The sequence below is a fragment of the Streptomyces sp. NPDC001219 genome (assembly GCF_053597915.1).
Genome location: NZ_JBSFJF010000068.1, coordinates 24,288 through 35,968 on the forward strand (window position 1 = coordinate 24,288; position 11,681 = coordinate 35,968).

The 11,681-nt window shown below is 71.0% G+C and carries 11 protein-coding genes and 1 pseudogene; 7 read left to right on the forward strand and 5 right to left on the reverse strand.

Going from position 1 to position 11,681, the window contains the following annotated elements:
- Nucleotides 1-77: 77 nt before the first annotated feature.
- Both ACWC9R_RS30660 and ACWC9R_RS30665 read right to left on the reverse strand, forming a co-directional pair.
- Nucleotides 78-1,490 (reverse strand): class II fumarate hydratase, encoded by a 1,413-nt coding sequence (locus ACWC9R_RS30660; RefSeq protein ID WP_450736377.1) that lies wholly within the window; start codon nucleotides 1,488-1,490, stop codon nucleotides 78-80.
- Between the two features lie 187 nt (nucleotides 1,491-1,677).
- Nucleotides 1,678-1,872 carry a hypothetical protein gene (locus tag ACWC9R_RS30665; RefSeq protein ID WP_450736379.1) on the reverse strand — a complete coding sequence of 65 codons (195 nt, stop codon included), beginning with the start codon at nucleotides 1,870-1,872 and terminating at the stop codon, nucleotides 1,678-1,680.
- Between the two features lie 259 nt (nucleotides 1,873-2,131).
- Here ACWC9R_RS30665 and ACWC9R_RS30670 point away from each other — a divergent pair, with 259 nt between their 5' ends.
- From ACWC9R_RS30670 to ACWC9R_RS30685, 4 genes are all read left to right on the forward strand, one after another.
- Nucleotides 2,132-2,857, forward strand: a complete 726-nt coding sequence (locus tag ACWC9R_RS30670; RefSeq protein ID WP_450736380.1) for a hypothetical protein — start codon at nucleotides 2,132-2,134, stop codon at nucleotides 2,855-2,857.
- Nucleotides 2,854-3,534, forward strand: coding sequence for a DUF4166 domain-containing protein (locus ACWC9R_RS30675; protein ID WP_450736381.1), 681 nt, complete (start codon nucleotides 2,854-2,856; stop codon nucleotides 3,532-3,534). Before ACWC9R_RS30670 ends, ACWC9R_RS30675 begins: the two co-directional genes overlap by 4 nt.
- Nucleotides 3,531-4,190, forward strand: coding sequence for a TetR/AcrR family transcriptional regulator (locus ACWC9R_RS30680; RefSeq protein ID WP_450736383.1), 660 nt, complete (start codon nucleotides 3,531-3,533; stop codon nucleotides 4,188-4,190). The genes ACWC9R_RS30675 and ACWC9R_RS30680 overlap by 4 nt, the downstream gene beginning before the upstream one ends.
- Before the next feature lie 201 nt (nucleotides 4,191-4,391).
- On the forward strand, nucleotides 4,392-5,192 hold the full coding sequence (locus tag ACWC9R_RS30685) for a hypothetical protein (RefSeq protein WP_450736385.1): 801 nt from the start codon (nucleotides 4,392-4,394) through the stop codon (nucleotides 5,190-5,192).
- A 122-nt stretch (nucleotides 5,193-5,314) separates the two neighbouring features.
- On the opposite strand, the gene ACWC9R_RS30690 is transcribed toward ACWC9R_RS30685, so the two are convergent.
- Nucleotides 5,315-6,988 carry a fumarate hydratase gene (locus tag ACWC9R_RS30690; protein ID WP_450736387.1) on the reverse strand — a complete coding sequence of 558 codons (1,674 nt, stop codon included), beginning with the start codon at nucleotides 6,986-6,988 and terminating at the stop codon, nucleotides 5,315-5,317.
- A 254-nt stretch (nucleotides 6,989-7,242) separates the two neighbouring features.
- On the opposite strand from ACWC9R_RS30690, the pseudogene ACWC9R_RS30695 reads away from it, so the two are divergent.
- Nucleotides 7,243-7,905 (forward strand): annotated as a pseudogene (locus tag ACWC9R_RS30695) (DUF1707 SHOCT-like domain-containing protein); the annotation flags it as partial.
- 478 nt (nucleotides 7,906-8,383) lie between these two features.
- Nucleotides 8,384-8,743, forward strand: coding sequence for a WhiB family transcriptional regulator (locus tag ACWC9R_RS30700; RefSeq protein ID WP_362613696.1), 360 nt, complete (start codon nucleotides 8,384-8,386; stop codon nucleotides 8,741-8,743).
- A 121-nt stretch (nucleotides 8,744-8,864) separates the two neighbouring features.
- Here the strand turns inward: ACWC9R_RS30700 and glpX are convergent, their stop codons facing one another.
- On the reverse strand, nucleotides 8,865-9,896 hold the full coding sequence (glpX, locus tag ACWC9R_RS30705; protein WP_450736389.1) for a class II fructose-bisphosphatase: 1,032 nt from the start codon (nucleotides 9,894-9,896) through the stop codon (nucleotides 8,865-8,867).
- 205 nt (nucleotides 9,897-10,101) lie between these two features.
- Here glpX and ACWC9R_RS30710 point away from each other — a divergent pair, with 205 nt between their 5' ends.
- Nucleotides 10,102-10,638: a DUF4245 domain-containing protein gene (locus ACWC9R_RS30710; protein ID WP_450736391.1), complete on the forward strand. Its 537-nt coding sequence runs from the start codon at nucleotides 10,102-10,104 to the stop codon at nucleotides 10,636-10,638.
- A gap of 122 nt (nucleotides 10,639-10,760) precedes the next feature.
- Here the strand turns inward: ACWC9R_RS30710 and ACWC9R_RS30715 are convergent, their stop codons facing one another.
- The gene (locus ACWC9R_RS30715) at nucleotides 10,761-11,354 is read right to left on the reverse strand and encodes a malonic semialdehyde reductase (RefSeq protein ID WP_450736393.1); all 594 of its coding nucleotides are present in this window, start codon (nucleotides 11,352-11,354) and stop codon (nucleotides 10,761-10,763) included.
- Nucleotides 11,355-11,681: the final 327 nt, after the last annotated feature.

The window sequence follows — 11,681 nt, forward strand, 5'->3', positions numbered from 1 at the left end:
AGTGGCGCGGCAGGACGCGCGCCGTGACGTGAGCCGCACCGGGCGTGACGAACGCGGTATCCTTCGCCGCCCCGTTGTTACGGGTGCGTCATCCGCAGCACATCCAGCGCCTCGTCCAACTGCGCCTCGCTCAGCAGCCCCCGCTCGACGTAGCCGCCCGCCAGGACCACCTCACGAATGGTCTTCCGCTCCGCGAGGGACTTCTTGGCGACCTTCGCGGCCTCCTCGTACCCGAGGTACTTGTTGAGCGGGGTGACGACCGAGGGCGACGACTCGGCGTACTCCCGGGCCCGTGCCACGTTCGCGGTGATCCCGTCGACCGTACGATCCGCCAGCAGCCGCGACACGTTGGCCAGCAGCCGCACCGACTCCAGCACGTTCTTCGCGATCACCGGCAGCATCACGTTCAGCTCGAAGTTGCCGGCCGCCCCGGCCGCGGCCACCGTCGCGTCATTGCCGGTGACCTGCGCCGCCACCATCAGCACCGCTTCCGGGATCACCGGGTTGACCTTCCCCGGCATGATCGACGAACCCGGCTGGAGGTCCGGCAGCGTGATCTCCGCGAGCCCGGTCCGCGGCCCCGAGGCCATCCACCGCAGATCGTTGGCGATCTTCGTCAGCCCGACCCCGATCGTCCGCAGCTGCCCGCTGGTCTCGACGACCGCGTCCCGTGCCCCCTGCGCCTCGAAGTGGTTGCGCGCCTCGGTCAGCGGCAGCCCGGTCACCCGTGCCACCTCCGCGATGACCGCGGCCGAGAACCCGGGCGGGGTGTTGATCCCCGTCCCCACCGCCGTGCCGCCCAGCGGGAGTTCCGCCAGCCGGGGCAGCGAGGCCCGCAGCCGCTCGACGCCGTACCGCACCTGGGCGGCGTAGCCGCCGAACTCCTGCCCCAGCGTCACCGGCGTCGCGTCCATCAGATGCGTCCGCCCCGACTTCACGACCTCGGCGAACTCCTCGGCCTTCCGCTCCAGGCTCTCCGCCAGATGCTCCAGCGCCGGGATCAGCTCGTCGAGCACCGCCGAGGTCGCCGCGATGTGGATCGACGAGGGGAAGACGTCGTTGGACGACTGGCTCGCGTTGACGTGGTCGTTCGGATGCACCTCCTGCCCCAGCCGCTCGCTCGCCAGCGTCGCGATGACCTCGTTGGTGTTCATGTTCGACGAGGTCCCGGAACCGGTCTGGAACACGTCGATGGGGAAGTGGTCGTCCCAGCGCCCCTCCGCGACCTCGGCCGCCGCCTCCTGGACGGCCGTCGCGATCTCCCTGTCCAGCACCCCCAGCTCGCCGTTGACCAGGGCGGCCGCGCCCTTGATCCGGGCCAGCGCCGCGATGTGCGCCCGCTCCAGCCGCTGCCCGGAAATCGGGAAGTTCGCCACCGCCCGCTGCGTCTGCGCCCGCCATTTCGCGTCCGCGGGCACCCGCACCTCACCCATCGAGTCGTGCTCGGTCCGGAAGCCGCCGGAGTCGCCGAATGCGCTGTTGTCGCTCATACCTATGTCAGTGCCCGGGAACCGCGATCTGTTCCCGGGCACCGCCCGGATGTCACCTGCCTGCGGGGCATCCCCCGTGCGGACGCGTCCCCTTCGCCCCGGGCCGTGACCGCTCCCGTTCGCCCCGGCCGTGACCGCTCCCGCGCCGACGGCGGCGGCCGGCCGGCGGCCCGGCTTCCGCGCCCGGTCAGGAGACGTCCGCGAGCAGGTAGCCGCCGAAGGTCAGGGCGAAGGCGAGCACGACGTACACGGGCAGCGACAGCAGCGGTGCGAAGGCGACGAGTGTGAACGGCAGACGGCGGCCGGGCGTGAACCGGCCGTGCGGGCCCCGCACTTCCGCTTCCAGGCCGAGACGTTCCGCGGCGCGCCCGGACACGGTCACGCCCGCCCCGGCGGGCCCGCGGCGCAGCGCCCTCCGCGGAGTTGGCCGTCATGGCCGTGCACGCTACCCCGCACCGGAAGGGCGGCGGCCAGACGGCCGGCGGCCCCTGACGCCCCCGTCCCGCACCCCACGCCCCGAATCCCCGACTCCCCCTTCCCGGACCGGAGCAACCCCCGCCCCGGACACCCGCCTTGAGCGACTGCTCAAAACGCTCTACGCTGCGTTTGAGCACTCGCTCAAAACGAGGAGGGGAAGCCGCATGGGGCTGTACGTGGAGGCCCGCATCCGTGCCGGGCTCGACGAGGTCTGGGACCGCAGCCAGCTGCCCGACCGGCATCAGCGCTGGGACCTGAGATTCACCGAGATCGACTATCTCCCGTGCGCGCCGGGCGAGCCGCAGCACTTCCGCTACGCCACCCGCGTCCTGCCGCTGCTCACGGTGCACGGCACCGGCGTCTCGGCCGGTGAGCGCAACCGGCCCGACGGCACCCGGACTTCCGCCCTCCGCTTCTCCTCCGCACACCCGCTGTCGCTCATCGAGGAGGGCCGCGGGTACTGGCGGTACGTCCCGGACGGCGACGCGCTGCGGTTCCTCACCGGATACGACTACCGGCCGCGCTGGGGACGCTTCGGCCGGATCGTCGACCGGCTCGTCTTCCGGCCGCTCATGGGCTGGGCCACCGCCTGGTCCTTCGACCGGCTGCGGCTGTGGTGCGAGCGCGGGATCACCCCCGAGCGGTCGCTGCGCCACGCCCTCGCCGAGGTGTTCGTCCGCATCGCCGCCGTCCTCGTCACCGCAGCCGTGGTCCCCGCCGCCGTGGCTGTCGGCCCCGTCCTCGCCGTGGCGGGCGCCGCGCTGCTGGTGCCGCCGCGGTCCGTCACCCCCGCGGCCCGCCGCTGTCTGCGCCGCCCGCCGAAGCGCGCCGCCGGACGCGGCGGCAACGCCGCCCCCACCGCCCTCCTCGCCACCCTGGAGCAGTCATGACGTCCCTCTTCCAGCGTGCCCTGGGCGCCGACTTCGACCGGCTCCACCCGCAGATCCAGCGGCGCTTCTCCGTCGGGACCGACAGCGGTGAGGCCTGCGTCGGCCGTGGCTCGATGGACCGGATCTGGCACGGCCGCAGCTTCGTCCGGCCGTTCCTCGCCCTCGGCGGCAGCCGCAACATCCTCGTCCCGCAAACCGGCCGGAACGTCCCCTTCGTCATCGAGAACGTCCCCTACACGGACTCCTTCGGCCGCGAGACCGTCACCTTCGTCCGGACCTTCGCCTTCCCCGGCCGCCCGCGCCGCTTCGACGCCACCATGGTCTTCAGCCCGGAGCGCGGCTGCGTCGTCGACTACCTCGGCACCCACCAGCACCTCGCCACCGACCTGCACTTCACGGTGGACGACAGCGGCGCCCTGATCATCCGCTCCGGCGCACACCGCTTCCGGGAGGGGCCGGTCGACGTCCGGGTACCGGACCTGATCGGGGGCGACGCCGTGGTGCGCGAGTCGTACGATGAGACGGCCGGGCGTTTCCGTATCCAGGTACGGGGCGCCAACCGGCGGTTCGGTCCGCTCTTCGGCTACGAGGGGTCCTTCTCCGCCGAGTTCGTGAACGTCGCCGAGCGCGGAGTGCGCGCCGGGCTGCGTCCCCTGCGCGAGGAGATCCGAACATGAGCGCCGACACCCGTACGAAGCTGCTCGCCGGCGCGCTGCAGACGCTCATCGAGCAGGGCATCGCCAAGACCTCGGCCCGCAGCATCGCCGCCGCCGCAGGAGTCAACCAGGCGCTGGTCTTCTACCACTTCGGCAGCGTCGACGAACTCCTCGCCGCCGCCTGCCGGTACGGCGCGGAACAGCGCGTCGTGCACTACCGCGAACGCTTCGCGCAGGTCGACAGCCTCGCCGAACTCCTCGAACTGGGACGGGAACTGCACACCGAGGAGCGCGCCGCCGGCCATGTCGCCGTCCTCGCCCAGCTCCTGGCCGGCGCCCAGAAACAGCCCCGGCTCGCCCCCGCGACCGTCGCCGGACTCGCCCTGTGGATCGAGGAGATCGAACAGGTGCTGGCACGGGTACTGGCCGGGACCCCGATCGCCGCGTTCGTGGACGTCACCGGCCTCTCCCGGGCAGTCGCGGCGGGCTTCGTCGGCCTGGAACTGTACGAGGGCGTCGACCCGGAAGGCGCACTGGGAGCCCTGGACGCACTGGAACAGCTCTCCGGCCTCCTCGGCGTCCTGGAAGACCTGGGCCCGGTCGCCCAACGAGCGGTCCGCGCCCAGCTCCGGCGCGGCACCGCCCGACGCGCCCGAACGGCACCGGACGCCCGTTAGCCGCGGCCGGCTTCGGACGGGAAGGGGAACATCTCGTTTCCCCCTGCGGGCAGGCGGCGCTGTGGTCAACTGAGCGCTATCTGGCTGTAGACGAGGGGATGATCGTGGATGCCGAGCGTCTCTGTGCACACCTGTGGCAAGGGCCGGAGTGCGTTGACCGGGTGGGGTTCCCGCCGGGGAGTTCTTCGCGCGCTTCCGCTGGTGGCCGTCCTGCTCGCGGGCACCGTTTCCTGCGGAGGAGATTCCGAGCCCGCGTCGAGCGGCAAGGACCGTTCGACGAGGCCCGTGGCGAGTCCCTCGGCGGGGGCCAAGTCCCCCCGGCCGGAGGTGAAGGGACTGGTCACCCTGGCGGGCACCAATTTCGCCGTCTTCGACGTGAAGACCGGCAAGGAGACAGTGGACGCGTTCCTGCCGCATGACGCCAAGCCCAACGTGTGGAAGAGGGAAGCCTTTTCCTCCGACTGGCGCAACGTCGTCTGGACCACCGGCGAGGGCGAACTCTTCATCGGGGGCTACACAGACGTCGGGCGCGGGACCGGTCTCTACGGGAAGAAGCCCCTGAGGATCGGCGGTCGGCCGACATACTCCGGAGGGAAGCCCGGATACGCCCAGCCTCGGTTCGGCCCCGATGGGACGAGGGTGTACTTCCTGGCCAACAACGAAACGGTGTACTCCGCCGACCCGGAGAAGCCTGCGGACCTCAGGAAGGAACTGGCTCTCCCGAAGGGCACGTTCTCCGCGGACGATGAGCTGACCTGGGACATCACGGATGCCGGTGACGTGGTGAAGACCAAGGGCAGTCACCCCGGGAAGACACTTGAGGCGACCAGCTCCGACGGGACGAAAACCATCGTCCACACCGACCACGGCTGGTTCCTGAAGGAGAAGGGCAGCTCCGCGGAGCCGAAGCTGCTGTTCGAGAAGCTGGTGACCTCCGACGGAAAGCCCGTGCAGGTCTACGCCGACTTCGGTCCGGGGCTCGACATCATCGGTTGGTACTGAGCGCGGCCGGCCGTCGCGGGTCAGACCTCCCGTACCGCCGCAGCCGGCGGTGGCATGTCGTCCCAGGTGTGCCACGAGCCCCTGGCGGGTGCCAGGGGCTCGTGGGTGGTGCTGCGAGCGGGTCAGCTCCCCGAGCGCACCGGAATGCTGGTGAACGTGGGCGCCGGGGCCGGGTCCTGGAAGAAGTCGTTGCCCTTGTCGTCGACGACGATGAAGGCGGGGAAGTCCTCCACCTCGATCTTCCAGACGGCTTCCATGCCGAGTTCCTCGTACTCCAGGACCTCGACCTTCTTGATGCAGTCCTGGGCCAGACGGGCCGCGGGGCCGCCGATGGAGCCGAGGTAGAAGCCGCCGTGGGTGCCGCAGGCGTCGGTGACCTGCTGGGAGCGGTTGCCCTTGGCGAGCATGATCTTGGAGCCGCCGGCGGCCTGGAACTGCTCGACGTAGGCGTCCATCCGGCCCGCCGTGGTGGGGCCGAAGGAGCCGGAGGCGTAGCCCTCGGGGGTCTTGGCCGGGCCCGCGTAGTAGACGGGGTGGTTCTTGAGGTACTCCGGCATCTCCTCGCCGGCGTCCAGCCGTTCCTTGATCTTCGCGTGGGCGATGTCGCGGGCGACGACCAGCGTGCCGGTGAGGGCGAGACGGGTCTTGACCGGATGCTTGGTCAGCTCGGCCAGGACGTCGTCCATGGGGCGGTTGAGGTCGATGGCGACCGCGTCGAGGTCCGCGCCCGCGCCCTCGGTCAGCTCCTCCTCCGTCGTCTCCGGGAGGAAGCGGGCCGGGTCGGTCTCCAGCTGCTCCAGGAAGACGCCCTCGGCGGTGATCTTCGCGACGGCCTGGCGGTCGGCGGAGCAGGAGACCGCGATGGCGACCGGGCAGGACGCGCCGTGGCGCGGCAGGCGGACGACGCGGACGTCGTGGCAGAAGTACTTGCCGCCGAACTGGGCGCCGATGCCGATCTTCTGCGTCAGCTCGAAGACCTTCTCCTCCAGCTCCTTGTCCCGGAAGCCGTGGCCGGTGGGGGAGCCCTCGGCGGGCAGCTCGTCGAGGTAGTGCGCGGAGGCGTACTTGGCGGTCTTGAGGGCGTACTCGGCCGAGGTGCCGCCGACGACGATCGCCAGGTGGTACGGCGGGCAGGCCGCGGTGCCCAGCGAACGGATCTTCTGCTCCAGGAACTTCATCATGGAGGCCTCGTTGAGGACCGCCTTGGTCTCCTGGAAGAGGAAGGACTTGTTGGCGCTGCCGCCGCCCTTGGCCATGAAGAGGAACTTGTAGGCGCCGCCGTCGGTCGCGTACAGCTCGATCTGCGCCGGGAGGTTGGAGCCGGTGTTCTTCTCGTCCCACATGGTCAGCGGGGCCATCTGCGAGTAGCGCAGGTTCAGCTGGGTGTAGGCGTCGTAGATACCGCGGGAGAGGGCCGCCTCGTCGCCGCCCTCGGTCAGGACCTGCTGGCCGCGCTTGCCCATGACGATCGCGGTGCCGGTGTCCTGGCACATGGGCAGGACGCCCGCGGCGGCGATGTTGGCGTTCTTGAGCAGGTCGAGCGCGACGAAGCGGTCGTTGGCGCTGGCCTCGGGGTCGTCCAGGATCTTGCGGAGCTGGGCGAGGTGGGCCGGGCGCAGATAGTGCGAAATGTCGTGCATCGCCTCGGCGGCCAGCTTGCGCAGCGCCTCCGGCTCGACCTTGAGGAACGTCCGGCCGTCGGCCTCGAAGGTGCTCACGCCCTCCGAAGTGACGAGACGGTACGGGGTGGTGTCCTCACCTACGGGGAGCAGGTCGGTGTAGGCGAATTCCGGCATTGAAGGTCATTCCTTACTCGGAGAGGTCCGGCTGGCATCTACGGCAGCGCCTGCACAGCGTAGAACCCTGGCACCGGCGCGCCGCTGTGAGGTAAGGCTCAGTTGGCGCGTGGCCGGGTCTGTTCGATCCCTAGTCGCGATCTATCGCGTTTCGATACGCTGGGCCGGTGGATGCAGACAACGGGGGACGTCCGGGCCCTGAGAACCCGCCCGGACCGCTTCAGAAACAGGACCGGACCCAGGAGCGGCAGCCGCTGGACCTGACCAAGACGGCGGTTGGGGCGCCGGCGCCGCCCGCGGTGGCCGAACGCGATATCCGGGCGTCCGACGCGGACCGCGACCGGATCGCCGAGATCCTCCGCGAGGCGCTCGCGGAGGGCCGGCTGGACCCGGAGGAGCACGCGGAGCGGATCGACGCGGTCTACCGCGCCAAGACCATGGGCGAACTGGAGCCCGTGGTGCGGGACCTGCCCGCCGGGGGCGGCAGCCGGCCGCGGCCGGACGCGGGCGGCTACGCCTACGGGCCCGCCGCCCCGGTTCCCGGCCAGAATCTCGTCGCCGTCTTCAGCGCCGCCGTCCGCAAGGGCCGCTGGCAGGCCCCGGCGCGGATCAACGCCGTGGCGTTCTTCGGCAGCGTCGAGATCGACCTGACCGAGGCGGTCTTCGCGCAGCAGCACATCCAGATCAATGCCACGGCGGTCTTCGGCAGCGTCGAGATCCGGGTCCCGGAGAACGTCACGCTGCACAGCAACGGCTCCGGCATCCTCGGCAGCTTCGAGGTCGAGACCCATGACGCGGAGGACGCCGACGCCCCGCAGGTCCAGGTCGACGGCTATGCGGTGCTGGGCAGTGTAGAGGCCAGGCCCAAGCGCGGCGCCTGGATTCGCGATCTGCGCGACCGGCTGCGCGAGGGGCACCGGGAGCTGCGCCGGCAGCTGCGCGACGACCACCGCGACCACCACGAGCGGCTGCTGGACGAGCACCGCGACCGCCACCGGCGGCTGCGTCAGGAGCAGCGGGAGTGGCGCGAGTGGCACCGCGCCGAGCGCCGTGAGCGTCAGGAGCGCCGGGACCGGTTCCGTAAGGGCGAGGACGGCTGAGGGCGGCACGGGGCGGCCGGCGGTCGTGACCGGCGGGCGGGCCGAGGGGGCGCGCGGAGGCGGGAACGGGCGGATGTTCCGGGGGAGTCCGCCGGTGTGCGTGGGCGTTCTCGGCAGGTTTGTCCGCCGTCGCTTGTCCCGTTGTCGCACGATCGCCACGGTGTGCATAAGCGTGCGCACAGCGGGTAGGGCTGGTGCATCGTCTCTCGTACGGCTGCGGGGTGCGGAAAAAGGCCGTGCGCAGCGAGACGGGCAAGGGTGATTCTCGCGCCGAAGCCGTCGTCAGGAGTAGACCGTGCTGCTACCGCAACAGCCCCTGCAGGATGCCGCTGTCGTTCCGTCCCAGCAAGTGCCTGCGCGCGACGAGGCCGGCCCCTGGCATTCGGAGGCGGTGTGCCGCCGGGACGAAGCCGGGCTGTTCTTCGCCCCGTCCAAGGAGCCCACCGCCGCCCGGCTGGCCAGAGAAGAGGCCGCGAAGCGGGTCTGTGCCCGCTGCCCCGTGATGGTCGAGTGCCGGGAGCACGCGCTGCTCCAGCCCGAGCCGTACGGCGTGTGGGGAGGTCTGACCGCGGCCGAGCGCCGGGTCGTGCTCACCCGCCGGCGCCGCCGTGAGAGCGAGCTCCAGCGCACGGCCCGTATGCCCGCGGCGGGCTGACCGCCGCGGCACCGGCTCCGGCCCGCACGGCGCATCACAGACGCAGGGGTCACGTCGCCCCCGCCGGAGACTCTCCGGCGGGGGCGAGGTGTGTGTACGGGGCGGGCCCTCGGGCCTCCGCCTAGCTGGGGCGCTCGAAGTCCACCGAGCTGTAGGCACGCAGCTTCGACAGCCGGTGCTGGGAGTCGATCTGGCGGATGGTGCCGGACTTGGAACGCATCACCAGGGACTGGGTGTAGGCGTTCTCGGCGCGGTAGCGGACACCGCGGAGCAGTTCGCCGTCGGTGATGCCGGTGGCGACGAAGAAGACGTTGTCACCGCGGACCAGGTCGTTGATCTCCAGCACCTGGTCCAGGTCGTGCCCGGCGTCCAGCGCGCGCTGCCGCTCCTCGTCGTCCTTGGGCCACAGCTTGCCCTGGAAGGTGCCGCCCAGGCACTTCAGCGCACAGGCCGCGATGATGCCCTCGGGGGTCCCGCCGATGCCCAGCAGCAGGTCCACGCCGGTGCCCTCACGGGCGGCCATGATCGCGCCCGCGACATCGCCGTCGGAGATGAACTTGATCCGCGCCCCGGCCTCCCGGACCTCCTTGACCAGCCCGTCGTGACGGGGACGGTCCAGGATGACCACCGTGACGTCCTCGACCGCGGACCGCTTCGCCTTGGCGATCCGCTTGATGTTCACGGCCACCGGGGCGTTGATGTCGACGTAGTCGGCGGCCTCCGGGCCGGTGGCCAGCTTGTCCATGTAGAAGACCGCGGACGGGTCGAACATCGAGCCGCGCTCGGCCACCGCCATCACGGAGACGGCGTTCGCCATGCCCTTGGCGGTCAGCGTCGTGCCGTCCACCGGGTCCACGGCCACGTCGCACTCCGGGCCGGTCCCGTCGCCCACGCGCTCGCCGTTGTAGAGCATCGGGGCGTTGTCCTTCTCGCCCTCCCCGATGACCACGACGCCGTTCATCGAGACGGTGTGGATCAGGGCACGCATGGCCTTGACCGCCGCGCCGTCCGCGCCGTTCTTGTCACCGCGCCCCACCCAGCGGCCCGACGCCATGGCACCGGCCTCGGTCACCCGGACGAGCTCCAGGGCGAGGTTGCGGTCCGGAGCCTCCGGGCTGACCTCGAGGGGGGACGGGAGATGATGCTCGGTCATCGAGCGCACCTTTCTGATACGGCGACGGCCGTGGAGGATGAGGGTGATACCGACCTTATCCGTACCGCGCCAAAATGAGCAGAGGGCCCTACGCATGAGCGGCAGCGGGAGAGCGGGGTACCGGGCGTCTGCGCAGGTGACGGGCGTCACCGGGGGGCCTGTCGGGTCCGCTCCGGCCATAGGGGACCATAGGGATGTGGCAGGTATGCGAGGCAGGCAAACGGTGCGGGACATGGTCCTGTCGCTGGCGGTGATCGGCATCCTCGTCGGGGCGATCTACATCTTCATCCCGCACGACGAGAGCGCGGACGCGGCGAAGGGCGCGGTCAAGAGGGTCGACTACCGCGTCGAACTGATCACGGCCCGGCGGACGGCACCGTACGCGGTCGCCGCGCCCGAGGGGCTGCCCAAGACCTGGCGCGCCACCTCCGTCTCGTACAAGGCGAGCGACGACGGCAAGGGCGGCGCCTGGCACCTGGGCCTGCTCGATCCCGAGCAGGAGTACGCGGCCGTCGAGCAGAGCGACGGAGTGCCGCGGGAGTTCATCAAGGACGTCACGCTCGGCGCCACCAAGGCCGAGGGCAAGCAGGCCGTCGGCAGCAAGAAGTGGGACCGTTACCAGGGCGACAAGTACCGCGCGCTGGTCCGTGAGGAGTCCGGTGTGACCACGGTCGTCACGGGCACCGCGCCGTACGGGCGGCTGGCCGACCTGGCCGCCGCGCTGGTGGCGAAGAAGGGCTGAAAAGCAGGGCCTGATGGCCCGGAAACGCGTATGAGGCCGCCGCACCCGGGAGGGGTGCGGCGGCCTCAGTGCGTGGAGCGGCACCCCGGCGGGGCGCCGCGGCCGGCTTCCGCGGGGCGGGCTCAGACGGCGGTGACGGCCTCGTCGAAGGTCAGCCGCGGCGAGCGCGGGAAGAAGGCGTCGTCGCCCGGCTTGCCGAGGTTGATGACCAGGAAGGACTTCTGCTTGCCGTCGCCGAAGAACTCCTTGTCGATGCCGGAGAAGTCGAAGCCGGTCATCGGGCCGGCGGCGAGACCGGCGGCGCGGACGCCGACGATGAAGTAGCCGGCCTGGAGGGTGGCGTTCTGGGTGCCGGCCACCTCGCGGGCCGCGGCCTCGGAGAAGAAGGAGTCCTTGATGCCCGGGGCGGCGGGGAAGAGCTTCGGCAGCTTCTCGTGGAAGTCCAGGTCCACGGAGAGGACCGCCGTCAGCGGTGCGCTGAGGGTCTTCGGGCCGTTGGCGCCCATGGCGTGGGTGACCAGGCGCTGACGGGCCTCCTGGGAACGGACCAGGGTGATCCGCAGCGGCGTCTGGTTGAAGGCGGTCGGGCCGTACTTGACCAGGTCGTAGACGGCCTGGATCTGCTCGTCCGTCACCGGCTCGTCCGTGAACGTGTTGGCGGTCTGGGCCTCGCGGAACAGGAGGTCCTGGGCGGCGGCGTCAAGGGCGAGAGACATGAAAGGCACCTCGGTGGGTCAGCTGGGGGGTTCGGGTTCGGCGGTCCTGGCGGCGCCGGTGGGTGCGGAGCCGTCGCAGGGTGCCACCAGGGTCACTGTAGACGGGATAGATTAAGGTTCAACTAAAATTGGATCGCTGTGAGTCGGCTCACAGGAACCAGCTCCGCCCCGGGGTCCGGGGCGTGACGGAAGCCTAAGGGGGTGTCCGCGGCGTCCCGTCCGGCTCGCGGCGCCTAGGACCTGTCGTCAAACTCCCGCCTGCCCCGCGGCGCCTGGCACGCACGCTCGCTGCGTTGTCGGGTTCGCCCCGATACACCCAGTATCGGG

Excerpts from the sequence above, each read along its gene's own strand:
- ACWC9R_RS30715 (WP_450736393.1), bottom strand. The coding sequence starts at position 11,354 with ATGTCTCTCGCCCTTGACGCCGCCGCCCAGGACCTCCTGTTCCGCGAG.
- glpX (WP_450736389.1), bottom strand. The coding sequence starts at position 9,896 with ATGACCGAGCATCATCTCCCGTCCCCCCTCGAGGTCAGCCCGGAGGCT.
- ACWC9R_RS30670 (WP_450736380.1), top strand. The coding sequence starts at position 2,132 with ATGGGGCTGTACGTGGAGGCCCGCATCCGTGCCGGGCTCGACGAGGTC.
- ACWC9R_RS30675 (WP_450736381.1), top strand. The coding sequence starts at position 2,854 with ATGACGTCCCTCTTCCAGCGTGCCCTGGGCGCCGACTTCGACCGGCTC.
- ACWC9R_RS30690 (WP_450736387.1), bottom strand. The coding sequence starts at position 6,988 with ATGCCGGAATTCGCCTACACCGACCTGCTCCCCGTAGGTGAGGACACC.
- ACWC9R_RS30660 (WP_450736377.1), bottom strand. The coding sequence starts at position 1,490 with ATGAGCGACAACAGCGCATTCGGCGACTCCGGCGGCTTCCGGACCGAG.
- ACWC9R_RS30680 (WP_450736383.1), top strand. The coding sequence starts at position 3,531 with ATGAGCGCCGACACCCGTACGAAGCTGCTCGCCGGCGCGCTGCAGACG.
- ACWC9R_RS30710 (WP_450736391.1), top strand. The coding sequence starts at position 10,102 with ATGCGAGGCAGGCAAACGGTGCGGGACATGGTCCTGTCGCTGGCGGTG.